Consider the following 17781-nt stretch of genomic DNA (forward strand, 5'->3'; position numbering starts at 1 on the left):
TCAATTCGTGCAGCAATGCCGCGACATGCAGGGCCGTGGGGGCACGTGGGAAACGTTCCGGTCCACTTATTCCATCCAGACCCCGACTGAGTTTACCGAGACAACGTCATTCGGGACGTTCTCTTTCCGATACTGCAACAGGTCCGATTTGCCTGATCCGTGGAAAACAAATGATCTCAGCCGCTACAGGTTACAGTGACAGTGCACTAATCTCTCGCGCCGAAAGGCGGCGTCGAGGTGTCACGGTTGGCCGACAAGACGTCTTGTCCGCAAATGTCCGTGTCCTTGCCGCAAGAGGCTGAGCTTTGCGCAGACGGCGTTGGGCGATCCACTGCTAGGAATTGGCGTCTCACCGGACGCCGACTCCCATGCATGACGACGAGTTTTCATCGGTCGCAGCGCACGACAGCGCCGCCGCCATCTGGGCGCCGCTGCGCCCCTTCATTGCCGCCGAAGCGCGGCTCGCGACGCGCGCGGCGCGGAAGCCCTGGACCGCAGCCCTCTACGAATTCCTCCGCTTCGGCGTGAAGCAGGCTTACGCCTGCCTGTTCGGCGGCATCGCGGTGGCGCTGATGCTGCTGACCTGGAAGTTCTATCCGGCGCACGCGCCGCTCGCCCGCTACGACTTCCTCTTTTTCTGCATGCTTGCCGTCCAGGCCATGCTCCTGGCCTTAAGGTTGGAGACATGGGAGGAGGCCAAGGTCATCCTCGTTTATCACCTCGTCGGCACCGCCATGGAGCTGTTCAAGACCGCGACCGGCTCCTGGATCTATCCCGAGCCGAGCCTCATCCGTCTCGGCGGCGTGCCGCTGTTCTCCGGCTTCATGTACTCCTGCATCGGCAGTTATCTCTGCCGAGTCTGGCGCCTGTTCGATTTCCGCCTCACCAATCATCCACAGCGTCGCCGGCTGATCGGCTTAAGCGCGGCGATCTACTTCAACTTCTTCCTCGACCATTACGGCTTCGACCTGCGCCTCGTGCTGTTCGTTGTATCTGCGCTGATGATCGGCCCGGCCACCGTTCATTTCAGGGTCTGGCGCGTGCATCGCGCGATGCCGCTGCTGCTCGGGCTGATCCTCGTGTCCCTGTTCATCTGGCTATCGGAGAACATCGGCACCTTCACCCGCGTCTGGCTCTATCCGCAGCAGGAGCATGGCTGGGCCATGGTCCCGCCCGCCAAGCTCGGCTCGTGGTTTCTGCTCCTGATCATCAGCTACACGCTGGTCAGCCTGATCAACCGGCCGAGGGGGATGGAGGTGCGGGAGGAGGGGGCGATAGCGCAGCAGCCGGAGCGAGAAGCGGCATAGAGATGCCTGCGGCGATCGCATTCATTGCCTGTTTGGTTTGTTCATGTTGTGTTCTTTTTGGGCAATCGTTGTGTTGACAATTGTTAACGGCTCTCCATTTAACCTGATGCGGGTTCGGCCATGGCGGACAGACCCAGACATCCCAAGAAGGATGTCGAGGAAGCAGTTCAGTACTCGGAGAGCTTAGGCTGGACGTATCGCAAGATGGGTCATTGGGGTTGGATGTACTGCCTTCATCATGATCATGCCGACCGATGCCACGTCGTCGTAAACGGGACGCCGAAAAATGCGGGCAATCATGCGAGGCAGATCAGACGCGCGGTCGATCGCTGCCCGCACCGGATAAGGGAGGAAGATGATGAAGACGTTTGAGTTCAGCATCATCGCCTCGGGCGTTGATCCGGAGGCGGACGATTTTGGTGATCGGTTTTACGATGCCGGATGCGACGATGCACTCGTGGCCTATCAGAAGGGACATATCATCCTCGATTTTGCCCGGGAGGCCGACACGATCGACCAAGCCGTTGCGTCCGCAATCGAGAACGTCCGTGCGGCAGGTGCCGTGGTCGATCGCATCGAACCAGATCCGCTCGTCAGTCTTGCTGATATCGCGGAGCGGACAGGCCTGACGCGGGCTGCGATCAGCAACTATTTCAAGGGAAGCCGGGGAAAGAACTTTCCTGCGCCTGTTGCCAAGGTCACCTCGGACAGTCCGCTTTGGGACTGGGCCGCTGTCGCGCATTGGATGGCTGCAAATCAGAAGGTACCCGTCGAGCTATCGGTCGAAGCCTGCGTGCTCAAGGAAGCCAACGCTGCGATCGGCGCGGGCGAGGTGCATCTCGCGGATAGGCTGAAGCGGCGGGCGCAGCAGGCGGTGCAGGCGTTTAAGGTCGCGTGATCGGCTGGCAAATCGATGTCATGCAGCGGATATAGGGTGGGCAAAGGCGCGTGTCCGCTGTTGCAGCTTGCGCCGTCGATCAACCGGCGCCGTTCCCGCCGTCTAGAGGGCGCACGGATCTCGGTGGGCACGCGCTTCGCGCTTTGCCCACCCTACGGAGCTGAGGCTGTGCTACTTCTTCTTCGCGCCGACGCGGGCAAGGCTCTTGATCTGCAGCGGCGGGCGGCCGGATTTTTCGGCGATCTCGCGGTCCTGCTCCATGATGAAGCCGCGCGCCGGCTCGTCGCCGTCGAGGCCGCCGAGCAGCTCGGCCGGCACCCGCCGGTTGGAACGCTGCGAGCCGTCCTCGTACGTGACGTTGAAGAAGGCGAATTCGCCTTTGGGATTGCTGCCGGGTTTTTTCGCCATAGCAGGCCGTTTACGGCGGGGAGGCCAGCCCGGTCAACGCAAGAAAATGCCTATCCCCTGCCCGAATTTGCGCGGCCCGTCATATGAGTTTCGCAGAATCGCCGGCGTGGAGTGGGTGGCCGCGCCAGCGCCGCGCCCGGCCGGTCGCTCCGCAAACTCCTCGATTTTGCCCGATGAAAGTGCCTTGATGGCAGCAAACCGAGGCCGACGAGACGCCCATGTCCATGCCGCAACTGACCGTCTGGTACAACACGCGCTGTCCGGTCTGCGATGCCGGGATCGACTGGCAGCGCAACAAGCTGCTGGCGCTGGTGCGTTCCGGCCGCGTTGCGTTCAGGGACATCAACGAGCAGCCGGAGGCGCTGGCCGCCCACGGCGCCGATGTCGATGACGTCAGGCGCCGGCTGCATGCGACCGACGAGGAGGGGCGGCTGATCACGGGCGCGGACGTTGCGCTGCTGCTGTGGAAGCTGACGCCGGGCGAGGGCTGGCTCGCCACGCTGCTCGGCAACCCTGTGATCCGGCCGCTCACCCGCTTCGGCTACGACCGCTTTGCCGACGCGCTGTTCGCCTGGAACAGATGGAAGGGACATTGGTGAGAAGCGGGTGAGCGGCGAGCCCGCGACTGGATGGGGAGCCTGTCACCGCGATTGCGGTCCGCTCCCCTCCCCCTTGCGGGGAGGGGTCGGGGGTGGGGGTCTACGAGTCCGACTCACCATGATGAGGGCGGGGTCTGTTGGGAGGTCCGCGATCATCGGCGCACAATGTCACCGTAGCCGCGCGCGTGCTTGAGCTCGCGTTGGAGCAAGCGGCCGGATGGCATCCCGCGTTCCTTGACCCGCGGCGTTTTGAAAATGTCAGGTGCACCCAACGAAGTTCGGCGCGCGTGGACCCCCACCCCCAACCCCTCCCCGCAAGGGGGAGGGGAGTTCTCCGTCAGTGCGGCAACATCTCAGGCCTAGTGCCCTTGCGCCTTCACCAGCGCGGCGGCGGCATGGGCGCGGGTGCCCCCACGGGGGCCGTCGTCGTCCTCGCGCCGGCCCAGCGCCATGATGGCGGTGCCCATCGCGGTCGAGCCGAAGGTGATGAAGAACGACATCAACAGCAGCCCGAGCGCGACGCCGGGCGAACGGTCGGTGAAGATCAGATGGCGCAGGCCGCCCGGATTGAGCGCGAGCAGTCCGCCGACCAGGAGCGTGGCCATGCCGAGCCCGAGCGCCAGGTTGATCGCCAGCAATCGAAACAACGGCAGCCGCAACAGGCTGCGCTTTCTCGGCGTCCGGTTTGCCATCGCTCGTCATCCGTGATCGTGTGAGCGCATCAACTCTAGCATCGATAGCAGCGCGTTCAAGGTCGGCGCCCGCTCCGCGGTACACGATAGGGGCACGTCATTCCGGGGCGCTCGCAAAGCGAGCGAGCCCGGAATCCATACCCACAGGGAAACATTTTCGAGCACGATGGAGGAAGGTCTGCGCAACAAATTCCCGGCCTGTGGTTATGGATTCCGGGCCCGCGCTCTTCGAGCGCGTCTCGGAATGACCGATGGAGATTTGCGCGAGATTCCATGCTGTGCAATGGCGTCGCTGGGTCCGCGACTTCGCTGACTTCACGGCGCCCCGGAACGACGGCGTCAATGTTGTTGGGGTTGAGCTCGCGGCGAGCCCGACCTACGCCGCCTCGCCTTCGGCCACGCCATGCTGCTTGGCGATCACGGTCTGCCACACGCTCGCGATCGCGCGCTGCGTCTCGGGGGCGATCAGGCAATGGCCCTCATTGTCGAAGCCGCAGAAGCGCACCGACGGATCGTGCCTGACTTCGGCGAGCGCGCGGTTGATCACTTCCAGGCATGCCATGACCTGGCCGATGTTCTGCAGCCGCGTGTGATGCAGGATGTCGATCAGGCGGACCATCATCACCGGCGGCTGGCCGAGCGAGACGCCGGGCCGGGCGAATTCGAAGAAGACGTTGACAGCCGGCAGCATGCCTTCGATCTGCGAAAGCACTTTCGCGGCGTCGTCGGTGCTCAGGGCAACCAGATGCGCGCTCTGTGCCGGCAGCGTCGGCTGCGGCGGCGCATCCGCAGCGAGCCCGAGTCCGGCCAGCACCTGATGCTCGATCCAGCGCCGCACCTCCGGCGGGGCACTGCGGATCTGGTCGGCGGTCAGGGTAATTCCGATCATGGCGTCTCTCCTTTTGGCGGCGAGCTTAAGGGCGAGCGGTGGCGTAGTATTGACGCGGATCAAGCGCATTCCGGGCGGGGATTGCGATCTCTGCCGTTTTGACGCCACCGTTGCGGCCATGGCATGATCCGCTTCCCGATACCGATCATGAGGACTGTGCATGCTGATCCGTCGTCTGGCTGTGTTGTTCGCGGCCTGTGTTGCGGCAACGTCCGCGCAGGCCGCCCGCTGTGGCGGCGATTTCAACTCCTTCATCGCCAATGTGTCGGCGGATGCGCAGGCGGCCGGCATCTCCTCCAGCACGATCAGCTCAGCGTTGTCGGGCGTGACGATCGATCCCAGCGTGCTCGCCTTCGACCGCCGCCAGCGCTATACCTTCAACAAGACCTTCGAGCAGTATGTCGCGACCCGCGTCGGCCCCGGCCGCATCAACGGCGCTCGCGCCCGGCTGCAGCGCCACGCGGCGCTGCTGGCGCGCATCGAGCAGCAATATGGCGTGCCGCGGCAGATCCTGGTCGCGATCTGGGGGCTGGAGAGCGACTTCGGCACCGGCGACATGGGCAAGCTGCCGGTGGTCCGCACGCTCGCCACGCTGGCGCATGACTGCCGCCGCAGCGAGCTGTTCCAGGGCGAATTGCTGGCGGCTCTGCAGATCATCCAGCGCGGCGATCTGCCCTTGCGCGATTTGATCGGCGCCTATGCGGGAGAGATCGGTCAGACGCAGTTCCTGCCGTCGTCCTACATCAAATACGGCGTCGACTTCGACGGCGACGGCCGGGTCGATCTGCGCCACAGCGTGGCCGACGTGCTGGCCTCGACTGCGAACCTGCTCCACACCAACGGCTTCAAGATGGGCGCATCCTATGAGGAAGGCAGCGCCAATTTCGAGGCGATGCGCGAGTGGAACAGGGCGGTGATCTACCGCAAGACCATCGCGTACTTCGCCGATCAGCTGATGGGACGCTGAAGGGAGTTGCCTCCCACCCTCCACGTCATTCCGGGGCGTCGCGCAGCGACGAGCCAGGAATCCATAACCACCGGCGGATGCCGCGCTCTCGCCTGCTGACTGTACTCCCCGCAGTCCGTACTAACAGCGTTGGCCATGTGGCCATGGATTCCGGGCCCCGGCCCGCTGGGCTGTCCCGGAAGACGACCTTGAGCATGCGCATACGCCCAATGCGCAGATTGCCCGTCGTGCCAATCTGTCGCGTCACGTCGGCTTGCGTCGTCGGGCAAATCACCTGCAGAATCCCTCGCGTCTCGGCCCACAAGAGGGACGCCTCGCGACCGTCACGAGTGTCGGGCCTGAGATGCGATGGACGCGATCACCCGCAGCGCGCAGCTTGCGCGCGGACGAACGAGGTGAGCGCGGACGGCGAAATCGTGTGGTCCTGGCGTCCCGGTGCTGACGCCTGCGCGATGCGCCTTGGCGCATCGTCGCGACGGGGGCAAGAAAGCCGGTCCCCGGGGAGATCACGTATAAGCCGTAAACCATCGCGCAGGGAAGGCCGGTTGTTCGGCCCGTACCTGTGGTTCTGCCGCGTGCTTTCTCTGCACGCGAGCCATGGGTGCGGTCAGCACCCGGCCTTCCCCATAGGCGTTAAGTTTATGCTTGAGTGTTGGAATCCGCCGTGATTCGAACAGGGGATGGCAGACGAATCGCTCCTGAACGAGGACTGGACGAGAGTGGTTGCGCAGCTGGGCGGGGCTGCGCAGCTCGAGAAAACTGCGCGCCAGACGAAGGCCTTCGCGCGTCGGCGGCAGATTCCAGATGCGGTGACGTTACTTCGGCTGATGCTGGCCTATTGTTTGGGTGAAAGAGGGCTGAGATCGACAGCCGCATGGGCGGCTTCTGTTGGCCTTGCCGACCTCACCAGCGTGGCGTTGTTCTATCGGCTGCGTCAATGTGGTGATTGGTTTGCGGTGCTGGTGGAGGGCTTGCTCGCTGCGGCAGCTCCGAAGGCGAGCCAAGGCCGCCTGATCCGCATCATCGATGCGACGACAGTGCCTCAGGCGGGACCGGCTGCGCGCAAGAACAGTGAGCTTTGGCGCGTTCATAGCGCATTTGATCTGCCCTATGAGCGCTTTGGTCACTTCGAGCTGACAGATCAGCAAGAGGGCGAAACGTTTGACCGGATACCAGTGGTCAAGAACGAGATCCGCATTGCTGACCGCGCTTATCTGCAACCTGACCGCATTGCGGCCGTCCGCGAAGCCGGGGCCGACGTTTTGATCCGAGCGGGCTGGAAGAACGCACGTTGGCTTGACGCCAAAGGCCTTCCGTTCGATCTGATGGCCCAATTGCGTGCCGCGAAGGCGCGCGGACTGGTCGATCGGGAGATTTGGATCAAGCGCAAGGGCGGCGCGCCTCTGGCTATGCGTCTGGTCGCAATCAAGAAGCCCACCGGTGCGGCTGCTGCTTCTCGGCGTAAAGCCCGGCAAGACGCAAAAGATGAAAACCGCATCATCTCCAAAGAAACTTTGGAGGCTGCGGATTGGGTCATTCTGATCACGTCGCTCGCGCGGGACGAGTTCTCCACCAAAGATGTGCTTGCGCTCTATCGATTGCGATGGCGGATCGAGCTTGGGTTCAAGCGACTGAAGAGTCTGATTGGCCTCAAGACGCCGCCAGGAACCGATCCGCGCTCTGCCAAGCCCTACCTGCTGGCCCACCTCCTGATCATCCTGTTGCTCGAGCCGCTTGCCAGCGACTTCGAGGACTCTCCCCACTGGACGCAGGCCGCTTAACGACGCCTGGCGCTTGGCGGGTCCTGCAGCAGCTCGTTGCATCCTTGCTGCAAGCAATCATTCCACAACCAACCATCCGTTGCTTGCGCCGCAGAAAACGCGCGTTGGGGCGCCACCTTCGCGAGCCTCCTCGAAAACGCAAGTATCAATCGATGCTCGCGCTACCTTAACGCCTATGCGGCCTTCCCTGCGCCCTCTGCTTGAAGAGGGCGCTAAATTATCGATCATGACTCGGGCATGCCATGTCGCGAGAATGCCGCCTCATACTCGTTCGTCATGCCCCGCGCATGCGGGGCATCCAGCACGCCGAGGCTCATCGAGAGATAATTGCTGTCTCTGGAATATTGGATCATCCGCTGGAGCCTGTCATCCGGCTCGCCGGAGGCGAGACCCGGTGGCGGATGATGACTGCAGATACGAAAGATCTGCCAGGATCGTTCGGTCACCCCGCCTTCGCCGCCGCCTTCTCGAGCCGCCTCGCCATCACGTTCCAATAGGTGCCCGGCATGAGACGCTGCAACAGATCCATGAAGCGCGCGTCGCTGCCGATCAGGATGCGCGGTTCGTTGCGTTCGATCCCTTTGATGATCCGCAGCGCCGCATCCTTCGGTGTCGTCTTGGCGAGCTTCTCGAAGCGGTCGATGGCCTGCGCCCGCCGCGCATTGTCGGTCATGCCGCTGCCGGACCGGGCGTTGCGCGCGATCGCGGTGGCGATGCCGCCGGGATGCACCACCGAGAGCTTCACCGGGCTTTGTGCCATCGCGAGCTCATGCCGCAGGCTTTCGGAAAAGCCGCGCACGGCGAATTTCGCCGCTGCATAGGCGCATTGTCCGGGCGGCGCGATGATGCCGAAGATCGAGGAGAGATTGACGATATGCGCTTGCGGCCTTTGCGAAAGATGCGGCAGGAAGGCGCGCGTGCCGTGCACCACGCCCCAGAAATTGATGTTGAACAGCCATTCCATGTCGGCCTGCGAGATTTCGGCAAAGGTCCCGGCCAGCGCGACGCCGGCATTGTTGATGAGGATGCTGAGCGAAGGGTGCGCGCCGGTTGCCGCTTGTGCGAACGCCCCGATCGCGCCGGCATCGCTGACATCGAGCCGATGCGTGGTCACCTTCCTGCCGTGCCGGGCGACCTCATCGGCGATGCTTGCCAGCCCGGCCTCGTCGCGATCGGCGAGCGCGAGGTCGCAGCCGCGTGCCGCCAGTTCTTGTGCAAGCGCGCGCCCGATGCCGCTCGCGGCGCCTGTCACCGCCGCCGCCGTTCCGTTGATCGTCGTCATTGTTTGTTGCTCCCCCTTGCGCCTGTTGTTCCTCGCGCGCCTCGCGTTCGTGATGACTCGTGTATTCCAACGCGTTGCCGGCGACGTGAGACTTTTTGATATTGGAACTGAACCATCGGACGGTTCCGCTTTTAACTCACATTACTTTGTGAAGATACAATTTGGAGGCACACGCATGGGACAGTCGAAGCCCTTCCGCGCCACGGCCCTGATCGTGGAGGATGATCCCACGCAGCGGGATATGGTGACCATGCTGCTGGAGGAGAGCGACTACGACGTGATCGCCTGTGAGAGCGCGGAGGCGGCGGAGCTCGTTCTCAGCAAGCCCGGCAATCGCGTGGTGCTGTTGATGACCGATGTCAATCTGGCGGGACGGATGAGCGGGGTGGAGCTCGCGCATATCGCCAAGCAGCGCCAGCCGCGGCTCAACGTGGTGGTGACCTCGGGCCGGCCTTTGGCGGAGCCGTTGCCTGATGACACCAAGTTCTGGTCGAAGCCGTGGGCGCCGCTGGACGTGCTGCGCGAGGCCGAAATGGCGCTCACGGCCGCCGGTCCTTCCGAGGCGCGGCGGCGCGAATAGCAGGATGGCTGCCGGATGCTTCCGTCGGGTCCGGCGCTGTGATAGCAGCGTGGTGAGTGCAGCCGGAGGCCTCTGATGTCGATCGCATTTCTCCTGACCTCGCTGATCGTGGTGGCCTCGCCCGGCACCGGCGTGCTGTATACGCTCTCTGTGGCGCTCGCGCGGGGCGCACGCGCGAGCATCGCCGCGGCTTTCGGCTGCACGCTCGGCATCATCCCGGCGATGCTGGCCGCGATCTTCGGACTCGCCGCCGTGCTGCACACCAGCGCATTGGCTTTCGCCGCGCTGAAATGGTGCGGCGTGCTCTATCTGTTGTACATGGCCTGGCAGACCTTGCGGGAGAGCGGCGCGCTCTCGGTCGAGGCGCGCGCCGAGGCGAAATCGCACCGTCAGGTGATCGCCACCGGCTTCCTGATCAACATTCTCAATCCGAAACTGTCGATGTTCTTCCTGGCCTTCCTGCCCCAGTTCATCGCCGCCGACGAGGCGCATCCGTTTCCTGAGATGCTCCTGCTCAGCGCGGTCTTCATGGCGATGACCTTCGTCGTCTTCGTGCTTTATGGGCTGTTCGCCGCCCGCGTCCGCGACGCGGTCGTGACCAGGCCGAACGTGATGGGCTGGATGCGTCGGGCCTTCGCCGGCGGGTTTGCGCTGCTCGGCGCCCGGCTCGCCTTGACGGATCGCTAGGACGATCCCATTTCGGATAATGGTGAGAGCCCGGGTGGAAGCCGCGCTCCCACCCGGGGAAGGGGTGGCGCAACTACTTCTTCTTGGCAGCCTTTTTGGTCTTCTTGGCGGCCTTCTTGGTCGCTTTCGCAGCCTTCTTCGCTTTCTTTGCCATCGGATCCTCGTTCAGGAGTTCATGGATTGAAACGCGACGCGAGGCCGGCACAGCGGACGCCCGCATGTGCGACAGCCTCGGGGAATGATCCCAGCAGATTCGCGAACGGCTGCCTCACTCTGTCACCGCTCCGTCATGCCGTTATCCACAGCTCGGTTGCAGGTAATGACGGCGTGGGATCGGCGCACAGCGTTAACGGGAGGCAAACGCGCCGTCTTCATCAATTCAAAACCACGGCGAAATCTCGGTTTTGCCATTGAGGTTCCTTTAAGCCCGTCGCCCCATGGTGTCGCGATCGTCAGGGATCCTCATGGCCACCACCTTTGTAAATCGATGGGACAGGGCGCGCGTTCTGTTATCGCCATGCTGAGCGTCCCGACCCTGTGGACGGCCTTCATCGTCAACTTTCTCGCGCTGGGCTTGATCTGGGCTTACGTCCTGCGCAGCTACCCCAACCTGGAAGCGGCCCGCTTTTGGACCGGATCGGCGCTCGTTGCCGCGGCGGGCGCGACGCTCGCGCTGATGCGCATCTATTTTGACGCGATGTTGCCGCTGCTGTTGGGCAGCGGCATGATCGTCTTCGCGATCTGTTTGAGCGCGATGGGCGTTCAGCGCTTCTATGATCAACCTGTGTCGTGGCGGAATACGGTGCTCACCGTCTTGCTGACCGGCGCTGCGGTCGCGTTCTTTGTCTATGTCTATGACAGCCAGCCGCTGCGAATCGTCGCGTATTCGATCGGCCAGTTCATACCGGTGTTTCTGATCGCGCGGCGGCTGCTCGACCCGCGGAAGGGCCGCGTCAATCCCGGCGCGCGGTTGGCCGGAGTTCTCGCCATTCTGCTCATGGCGATTTTCATGTTTCGTGTCGCCGGCAGCCTGACAGGTCTCGACTTCAACATCAGCCGCTCCAGCACCGTGCAGTCCGTCGCGGTGCTGGTCCTGATCTTCTTATCCATGTCGCTCAATTTCGGTTTCCTGCTGATGGCGGTCGACCGGCTCCGTAATGAGGTGGCCGATCTCGCGCTGCTCGATGATCTCACGGGGGTTGCCAATCGGCGTCATCTGATGCTGCGGCTCGGCGAAGAATGTGCGCGCTCGGAGCGTTCGGGCCGGCCATTTGCGCTGCTTGTGATCGACCTCGACGGCTTCAAGTTCATCAACGACACTTATGGCCATGCCGCGGGCGATGCCTGCCTGCAGCATTTCACCTTGATGACGCAGACCCGGCTGCGGCCCGGGGACATGCTTGCGCGGACCGGCGGGGACGAGTTCTGCATCGTGTTGCCGTCGTCCACCTTGCGCGAAGGGGAGATGATCGCGCGGCGCGTGCTGCAGGTCTGCCGCGAGGATGCGGAGGCTTGTACCGGCACCGACATCCCGATCGCCGTCTCGATCGGCATCGCCGAATGGAGCGGCGAGGTCGGGGCCTTTCCGGACCGCTTGATCGCGCGCGCGGACCAGGCGCTGTACGTGGCGAAGAAGCAGGGCAAGAACGGCTATGCGCTCCATGACGGCGCTCCGTCACTTGCTCCCGATATGATCGCCGGCCTGCTGGGCGCACAGATCGCCCACGACGCTTCGGCATCCTGATGCAGCAAAGCCGGCGTCGCCGCCGGCTCCATTCATTGCTTCCGATGAGCGATCAGACAGAAGCCGCGCTTAGTGCGCAGCTTCCAAGGCTGCAGCTTCCTGCTTGGCGATCGTGCCCTTGACGGCCGACTGCACCTTCTCGAAGGCGCGAACCTCGATCTGGCGCACGCGCTCGCGAGAGACGCCGAACTCGGCGGCGAGATCCTCCAGCGTCATCGGGTCCTCTGCGAGCCGCCGCGCTTCGAAGATGCGGCGTTCGCGCGGGTTGAGCACGCCGATCGCGCCGTTCAGCGCCGCGCGGCGGTGATCATACTCCTCGTGCTCGGCCATGATGGCTTCCTGGTTGGGCGAGGTATCGACCAGCCAGTCCTGCCATTCGCCCGCCTCGCCGTCGTCGCGGATCGGCGCGTTCAGCGAGGCGTCGCCGCCGAGGCGGCGGTTCATGTCGACCACATCCTGAGCGGTCACGCCGAGCCGCTTGGCGATCAGCTTGACCTGATCGGGGTGAAGATCGCCTTCGTCCAGCGCGGAGATCCGGCTCTTGGCCTTGCGCAGGTTGAAGAACAGCTTCTTCTGGTTCGCCGTGGTGCCCATCTTCACGAGCGACCAGGATCTCAGGATGTACTCTTGTATTGACGCCTTGATCCACCACATGGCGTAGGTGGCAAGACGAAATCCCTTCTCGGGCTCGAACCTTTTCACAGCCTGCATCAGGCCGACATTGCCTTCCGAGACGACTTCGGATATCGGCAAGCCATAGCCGCGGTAGCCCATGGCGATCTTGGCCACGAGCCGCAAGTGGCTGGTCACGAGTCGCTGCGCTGCGTCGCTGTCGTCATGCTCGCGCCAACGTTTGGCAAGCATGTACTCTTCCTGCGGTTCCAGCATCGGGAACTTGCGGATTTCGGCGAGGTAGCGAGAAAGTCCGGATTCTCCATTGAGAACCGGTAAAGTAGCTGTACGGGCCATTGAGCGCCCTCCAGTTGGTTCAGGCCCCCGATAGCGGCGGGCCAGGCAAGACGGTCGCTTTCTTAAAGCCGGCCAGCTTGCGATGTTCCTTGCGTCGGGTATTCGACGCGGACGCAACATACACTAAAATCATCCGCGGGTGGAAGGATAACAGGGGTCACGTCCCCGTGTGGCTGCCATAACATATTGTCATACTTACGTTTTTCTCAACAGTCTGCGTCATAGCGCCGCCCCCAGCGCGCCTCGCAAAGCTGCCAGATCGGGCGGAAGCTCGGATTCCCAGTGCATCAGCTCGCCGGTTCTGGGGTGTTCTATTACCAGAAGGTATGCATGTAGCGCTTGGCGGCCGAGGGACGCGAGCGCGGCCTGGGCCGCCGGGCTGAGCTGGCTCGCCTTGGTCTTGAAATGCGGGCCATAGACAGCGTCGCCAAGCAGCGGGTGGCCGAGATGCGCCAGGTGCACCCGGATCTGGTGGGTGCGGCCGGTCTCGAGACGGCAGGCCAAAAGAGCGGCGACCGGCTTGCCGTCGCGGCCGTTGAAGGTTTCCTGCACCTCGTAATGGGTGACGGCGTGGCGGCCGCGCTCGCGCACGGCCATCTTCTCGCGGGCGTGCGGGTGGCGGTCGATCGGCGCATCGATCGTGCCGTACTGACGGTGCGGCACGCCCCAGGCAAAGGCCAGATAGCCGCGTTCCATCAGCCCGGTGCGGCCGTGATCGGCGAACTGGGCGCTGAGGGATTGATGCGCCATGTCGTTCTTGGCGATCACCATCAGCCCCGATGTATCCTTGTCGAGGCGATGGACGATACCCGGCCGCTTGACGCCGCCGATGCCGGACAGGCTGGCGCCGCAATGGGCGATCAGCGCGTTCACCAGCGTTCCCGTCTCGTGGCCGGCGGCGGGATGCACCACCAGCCCGGCCGGCTTGTCGATGACGATGATGTCCTCGTCCTCGTAGACGATATGAAGCGGGATGTTCTCGGCCGCGGGCTCGGCCGCCACCGCCTCCGGCACGTCGATTGTGATCGTGTCGCCGGCCGCGACATGGTAAGCGGGGTCACGAACCGCGACGGGGCTGGTTTGGCCGGGGTTGGTTCGGCCGATGCTGACCTGACCGATGCTGACTTGGCCCGCCAGGATCAGCGCCTTCAGCCGCGACCGTGACAGCTCCGGCAGCCTGCTTGCTAGTACGCGGTCGAGCCGCGACGAGCCCTCGTCGCCGGCGACGACGACCCTGACCGATCCTTGAGGACGAGAAGCCGAGATTTCCATGAACACTACCGTTGCGCCGGACGCATCATCCCCCGAGCAGGCTCAGCTGATGGCACGGCTGCGGCGCATGATGATGATTGCAGGGGTGACGACGTCGGTCGCGATCGCCGTCCTGCTGGTTGCCATCGGCTACCGCCTTTTCAAGGGCGAGGGAAGCGCCGCGTCCGGCCCCGATATCACGGCCGTGCTGCCCAAGGGCGCCCGGATCGTCGCGACCGCCACGGCCGGCGACCGCCTCGCCGTGACCCTGGACGTCGGCGGCACCACCGAAATCCGCACCTACGACGCCAAAACCCTGAAACCCACCGGCCGCCTGCGCTTCGCCGTCGAGCCGTGAGGGCGGAAAAGATATCTTTTCGGTCATACGGGGCGATCTCTCGCCGCGACAGCGGTGCGCCCCCCTCCCCCTTGCGGGGAGGGGTTGGGGGTGGGGGTTCTCTCCACGAGGCGCCCCCCTCGGAAAACCCACCCACCGACAACCTCACGGATAATTCCGCCGCCCGTCTTGCGGTGCGCCGATTTCGAGGCTATTCGGTTCACCTCACGCTCCCTTCGTCTAGCGGTTAGGACGCGGCCCTCTCAAGGCTGAAACAGGGGTTCGATTCCCCTAGGGAGCGCCAGTTCTGCTTTACCCCCGCTGATTTTCTTGGGCTTTTGGTCGGTTTTCCCAAACCAGCAGATTGCGTTTGGGGAAAGTCGTTCGCCTTGTGTCCCTCCAGGCGTGCCAGAGCATCGACCGCAAGGCTCGCCTGATCAGCCTCCTCAGTGTATCGCTCAGCCTCTGCAAGAGTGGTGTGGCCAAGGACGGACATGATCATCTTCGCCGTTGCGCCAGCCTCAGCCAGGCGGCGGCCGGTCGCCTTCCGCAAACCGTGCGGCTGACAACCGAGCGGCAGGCCCGCGTCAGTAATGGCATCGCGCATCCATTGGCTGAATCCGTCAACGCTGAAGGACTGGCCGTAGGCGGTCGTGATGATGGACACGTGGTCACGCTTGGCGACGGCCAAGGCTGAAAGCAGGTCACGGTGGAGCGGAATTAATAGCCGTCGTCCTGTCTTCTGCTGCGCGACGGCGATTCTGTTTTCGGGCGCGATGTGGGACCATGCCATGCGGACCACGTCCGAACGTCGTTGGCCCGTGTTCAAGAACAGTTCGAAGGCCAGCCGTTGTTTGGTTTCCAGCGGCCACTTCTTGCGGAAAAGCTAGATCTCATCCTCGGTCCAAGATCTGATGCGCTGAAGCTTGGGTCGTTTTATTCCAAGCGACGGATCGTGCTTGATCCATCCGATGTTGATGGCGTGACGGATCGGAATGCGAAGTTTCTTGAGTGTATCGAGAGCTGCACCGGGCCGATCGGCGAAGGGCTGAAGAATGCCCGTGATGATGCGCTCACGAGAAAGTCCAGCGACGCTCCGATGACCATGCTCAATTCTGAGTGCTTCGAGGCGTCTGCCGTAACCCTCCTTGCTCGTCTTACGGAGGCCGATGTATTCGGAGCTTCGCATGTAAGAGGCGATCAGCGCGGAAATTGTGCCTGGAGCTGGAGATCGGAGTTCGGGCCTCGATGATGTCGCTTGACCGAGGAGGGCGTCTCGGTAGGCCGACATGAACTCAGGACTGGTCGGGTCATCTGGTAGGCGAATGCGCCCACCTTTGCCGCGCCGAAATGACAGATACGTATGCCCCTTGACGTGATTGCGCTCAACGTATGGCGGCAACCTTCGAGGCATCGACATCACTCCACGTCTCGTCAAGGCCAAGATCATTGCCATCCGAAGGCAGCAGATCAATGGCGGTATCCAGTTCTCGGACGTCCCATGCTTTCCGGCGCCCGCCGAGAAGTTTGGGCCTCGGCATAGTACCTGTTCGCACCATCTGATCAAAGACGTTGGCGGAAACGCAGATGTAGGCGGCTGCCGCCTCGCGAGTAATGAGGCGCGGCTTCAGTGATGAAGGGAGAGCCGTCTGCCTTGGCATCGATCGGATACCCTTTCCGAAGCCCTGTGCACCTGCCAGAAAAAACGCCGGCGGATGTGTCTAGGCTCCGGATCAGGTAAGAGTGAAGGCCTTTGCGTCTTTCGGAAGTGTCGTCGCGCTATCGGAAGCAAAAGGGTGGGGTTCAAGGGCTCTATCGCGGGTGCTCATCGTCTGCCTGCGAGGCGTTATCGTGCTCAGCCACGAGGAGCTCGGAGACGCGAGATACAGCGTCTGAGTGACTTCGAATCATGTTGCTCCACGTTCTGCTCTGCCACGTCTCGCCGCGAAGCGGACCACCCATAATCGTGGTTATGAAGCTGCAGACGGGGGCGGCGGACACGACGCGCTCGCAGGCTAGGCTCGCAACTGTAATGACCACGTTGCCATGTTCAATCGCGCTCACTGCTACGGCACGACCTTGCGGATTCGGTTCGCCGAAACGACTTCGCGACACGGAACGTCCTCATAATCCGATCAAGCGCTACACACTTTAGTGGATACATACTATAGTTGATAAAAAGCGCGCGCGCAATGGGCTGACTTCAGCTCATGGACATGCGTCGGTTGGTTGGCCGCAACGTTCTGCGGATCCGAAAAAGCAAAGATATGACTCAGGAGAGGCTGGCGGAGATTTCTGGCTTCAGCCAGCAGTACATTAGCGGCCTGGAAAAGGGGCAGCGCAACCCGACGGTCGTGACGATTTACGAGCTATCGGTCGCACTCGATGTGGACTATCTCGACCTACTAAAGCCCGACGCTCAGTCGAAGAGAGAAAAGGAGTAGCGTCCTCTGCAACAGCTCGGGGACACCGATACTGCGAAAGCCCATGCAGTGAGACCGAACTTTAGACCACCCAGAACTAGAGTTTTGCGCCTCTTATCACGGTGGCGGGCTGGTTGCGCCAGCGTGGTTTTGCAGCAAAATCGGCGGTCTGTTGCCGATCGCGCCATGGGGACGTTCTTCGTTATAGTACCTACGCCAAGTCTCTACCTTTTCCTGGGCGTCGGCAAGGCTCAGGAACCAGTGGGTGTTGAGGCATTCCTCCCGGAAGCGTCCGGTCGTCGAGAAGGGCGAATATCCCCGAGCCGCCCTGATCTTCCGCCAGGCGTTGATCACGAAAGCAAACCGACGACGAGCCGGTCGAGTGCCTCGCCGCGACTGCCAGCACGCTCTCCGAGGGGGCTAACGGAGAAGGAACAGGCAGCCGTGCGTGACGACGAGAACGTTTGGGGCTCCACGCCTTCACGCCGGGAGCGTCGCGCGGCGCCGGCTCATTATGATGGCCAAACGCAAGCGACGACCTTCCCGCCGGAACCAGTTCTCAAGATACTCATTCCATCAGAGCGTAGACCTCGATTTCAACGAGCTGCCACGAACGCAGCATCGAGGTGACCTGCACCAGGGTCGATGCGGGGCGAATGGAGGCGAATATCTCCAGGTGCGCCTGCGCGACTTGGTCGGCATCGGCAATGTTCCGAACGTACACGACGGTCCGGACAACGTCGCCGAGGGCGGCGCCCGCGGCCGCCAGGGCCGACGCAATCGTCTCCAGGGCGGCCTTCGCCTGCTCGTAGGCGTTGCGTCCTTCGAAGCTGGCGGGCGCACATGTGCCGGATACGTGAACCTGGCCGTTTTTTGCGACGGCGCGGGAATAGCCAAAGACGTTCTCGTATGCTCCGCCCGATGAGATGTTCTGGCGCTTCGCTTTGCTTTCGGGAATAGTGATCAT

Annotated in this window: 21 protein-coding genes, 1 tRNA gene and 2 pseudogenes; 12 read left to right on the forward strand and 12 right to left on the reverse strand. The window is 63.0% G+C overall.

Annotated elements, in window-relative coordinates; genetic code table 11:
• Positions 1-368: 368 nt before the first annotated feature.
• Positions 369-1307: a DUF817 domain-containing protein gene (locus QXZ85_RS26140; protein ID WP_316175107.1), complete on the forward strand. Its 939-nt coding sequence runs from the start codon at positions 369-371 to the stop codon at positions 1305-1307.
• Positions 1308-1665: 358 nt separating this feature from the next.
• Complete coding sequence (locus QXZ85_RS26145) at positions 1666-2205, forward strand: helix-turn-helix transcriptional regulator (protein ID WP_316228793.1); 540 nt, start codon at positions 1666-1668, stop codon at positions 2203-2205.
• A 171-nt stretch (positions 2206-2376) separates the two neighbouring features.
• Here QXZ85_RS26145 and QXZ85_RS26150 read toward each other — a convergent pair whose 3' ends face one another.
• On the reverse strand, positions 2377-2613 hold the full coding sequence (locus QXZ85_RS26150; protein ID WP_315701449.1) for a hypothetical protein: 237 nt from the start codon (positions 2611-2613) through the stop codon (positions 2377-2379).
• A 224-nt stretch (positions 2614-2837) separates the two neighbouring features.
• Here QXZ85_RS26150 and QXZ85_RS26155 point away from each other — a divergent pair, with 224 nt between their 5' ends.
• On the forward strand, positions 2838-3212 hold the full coding sequence (locus tag QXZ85_RS26155; protein WP_315764555.1) for a thiol-disulfide oxidoreductase DCC family protein: 375 nt from the start codon (positions 2838-2840) through the stop codon (positions 3210-3212).
• Between the two features lie 359 nt (positions 3213-3571).
• Here QXZ85_RS26155 and QXZ85_RS26160 read toward each other — a convergent pair whose 3' ends face one another.
• A complete protein-coding gene (locus tag QXZ85_RS26160) occupies positions 3572-3904 on the reverse strand; it encodes a hypothetical protein (RefSeq protein WP_315728879.1) in 333 nt (110 codons plus the stop codon).
• Positions 3905-4280: 376 nt separating this feature from the next.
• Positions 4281-4793, reverse strand: coding sequence for a hypothetical protein (locus tag QXZ85_RS26165; protein ID WP_315728878.1), 513 nt, complete (start codon positions 4791-4793; stop codon positions 4281-4283).
• A gap of 160 nt (positions 4794-4953) precedes the next feature.
• On the opposite strand from QXZ85_RS26165, the gene QXZ85_RS26170 reads away from it, so the two are divergent.
• Positions 4954-5760: a lytic murein transglycosylase gene (locus QXZ85_RS26170; protein WP_315701445.1), complete on the forward strand. Its 807-nt coding sequence runs from the start codon at positions 4954-4956 to the stop codon at positions 5758-5760.
• A 680-nt stretch (positions 5761-6440) separates the two neighbouring features.
• Positions 6441-7541, forward strand: a complete 1101-nt coding sequence (locus QXZ85_RS26175) for an IS4 family transposase (RefSeq protein WP_315701243.1) — start codon at positions 6441-6443, stop codon at positions 7539-7541.
• Positions 7542-7765: 224 nt separating this feature from the next.
• Here the strand turns inward: QXZ85_RS26175 and QXZ85_RS26180 are convergent, their stop codons facing one another.
• Together QXZ85_RS26180 and QXZ85_RS26185 are read right to left on the reverse strand one after the other, a co-directional pair.
• On the reverse strand, positions 7766-7987 hold the full coding sequence (locus QXZ85_RS26180) for a hypothetical protein (protein ID WP_315701444.1): 222 nt from the start codon (positions 7985-7987) through the stop codon (positions 7766-7768).
• Positions 7984-8823, reverse strand: a complete 840-nt coding sequence (locus QXZ85_RS26185) for an SDR family NAD(P)-dependent oxidoreductase (protein ID WP_316175109.1) — start codon at positions 8821-8823, stop codon at positions 7984-7986. Before QXZ85_RS26185 ends, QXZ85_RS26180 begins: the two co-directional genes overlap by 4 nt.
• A gap of 175 nt (positions 8824-8998) precedes the next feature.
• On the opposite strand from QXZ85_RS26185, the gene QXZ85_RS26190 reads away from it, so the two are divergent.
• Positions 8999-9403 carry a response regulator gene (locus QXZ85_RS26190; protein ID WP_315701442.1) on the forward strand — a complete coding sequence of 135 codons (405 nt, stop codon included), beginning with the start codon at positions 8999-9001 and terminating at the stop codon, positions 9401-9403.
• Positions 9404-9478: 75 nt separating this feature from the next.
• On the forward strand, positions 9479-10090 hold the full coding sequence (locus tag QXZ85_RS26195; protein WP_315769032.1) for a LysE family translocator: 612 nt from the start codon (positions 9479-9481) through the stop codon (positions 10088-10090).
• Positions 10091-10163: 73 nt separating this feature from the next.
• On the opposite strand, the gene QXZ85_RS26200 is transcribed toward QXZ85_RS26195, so the two are convergent.
• Positions 10164-10310 (reverse strand): hypothetical protein, encoded by a 147-nt coding sequence (locus QXZ85_RS26200; RefSeq protein ID WP_315701440.1) that lies wholly within the window; start codon positions 10308-10310, stop codon positions 10164-10166.
• 297 nt (positions 10311-10607) lie between these two features.
• On the opposite strand from QXZ85_RS26200, the gene QXZ85_RS26205 reads away from it, so the two are divergent.
• Positions 10608-11834, forward strand: a complete 1227-nt coding sequence (locus tag QXZ85_RS26205) for a GGDEF domain-containing protein (protein WP_315769031.1) — start codon at positions 10608-10610, stop codon at positions 11832-11834.
• A gap of 69 nt (positions 11835-11903) precedes the next feature.
• Here the strand turns inward: QXZ85_RS26205 and rpoH are convergent, their stop codons facing one another.
• Positions 11904-12803, reverse strand: coding sequence for an RNA polymerase sigma factor RpoH (gene rpoH, locus QXZ85_RS26210; protein WP_315703097.1), 900 nt, complete (start codon positions 12801-12803; stop codon positions 11904-11906).
• A 219-nt stretch (positions 12804-13022) separates the two neighbouring features.
• Entirely contained in the window at positions 13023-14075 is a 1053-nt protein-coding gene (locus QXZ85_RS26215; RefSeq protein WP_315744627.1) for an RluA family pseudouridine synthase, read from the reverse strand.
• Here QXZ85_RS26215 and QXZ85_RS26220 point away from each other — a divergent pair.
• Positions 14074-14412 carry a hypothetical protein gene (locus QXZ85_RS26220; RefSeq protein ID WP_315701436.1) on the forward strand — a complete coding sequence of 113 codons (339 nt, stop codon included), beginning with the start codon at positions 14074-14076 and terminating at the stop codon, positions 14410-14412. The genes QXZ85_RS26215 and QXZ85_RS26220 overlap by 2 nt on opposite strands.
• Positions 14413-14620: 208 nt before the next feature.
• Positions 14621-14695: transfer RNA gene (locus QXZ85_RS26225), tRNA-Glu, on the forward strand.
• A gap of 189 nt (positions 14696-14884) precedes the next feature.
• Here the strand turns inward: QXZ85_RS26225 and QXZ85_RS26230 are convergent.
• Positions 14885-15220: pseudogene (locus tag QXZ85_RS26230) on the reverse strand (tyrosine-type recombinase/integrase); the annotation flags it as partial.
• On the opposite strand from QXZ85_RS26230, the gene QXZ85_RS26235 reads away from it, so the two are divergent.
• Positions 15206-15643 carry a hypothetical protein gene (locus QXZ85_RS26235; protein WP_315768995.1) on the forward strand — a complete coding sequence of 146 codons (438 nt, stop codon included), beginning with the start codon at positions 15206-15208 and terminating at the stop codon, positions 15641-15643. The pseudogene QXZ85_RS26230 and the gene QXZ85_RS26235 sit on opposite strands and share 15 nt — an antisense overlap.
• Positions 15644-15776: 133 nt before the next feature.
• Here QXZ85_RS26235 and QXZ85_RS26240 read toward each other — a convergent pair whose 3' ends face one another.
• A complete protein-coding gene (locus tag QXZ85_RS26240) occupies positions 15777-16052 on the reverse strand; it encodes a hypothetical protein (RefSeq protein WP_315701434.1) in 276 nt (91 codons plus the stop codon).
• A 549-nt stretch (positions 16053-16601) separates the two neighbouring features.
• Here QXZ85_RS26240 and QXZ85_RS26245 point away from each other — a divergent pair.
• A complete protein-coding gene (locus QXZ85_RS26245) occupies positions 16602-16835 on the forward strand; it encodes a helix-turn-helix transcriptional regulator (RefSeq protein WP_315701433.1) in 234 nt (77 codons plus the stop codon).
• A gap of 96 nt (positions 16836-16931) precedes the next feature.
• Here QXZ85_RS26245 and QXZ85_RS26250 read toward each other — a convergent pair.
• Both QXZ85_RS26250 and QXZ85_RS26255 read right to left on the reverse strand, forming a co-directional pair.
• Positions 16932-17108: pseudogene (locus QXZ85_RS26250) on the reverse strand (integrase core domain-containing protein); the annotation flags it as partial.
• A 274-nt stretch (positions 17109-17382) separates the two neighbouring features.
• Complete coding sequence (locus QXZ85_RS26255; protein WP_315701432.1) at positions 17383-17781, reverse strand: Rid family hydrolase; 399 nt, start codon at positions 17779-17781, stop codon at positions 17383-17385.

Source organism: Bradyrhizobium sp. SZCCHNGR1005 (assembly GCF_032489995.1).
In the GTDB taxonomy this organism is placed as follows: Bacteria; Pseudomonadota; Alphaproteobacteria; order Rhizobiales; family Xanthobacteraceae; genus Bradyrhizobium.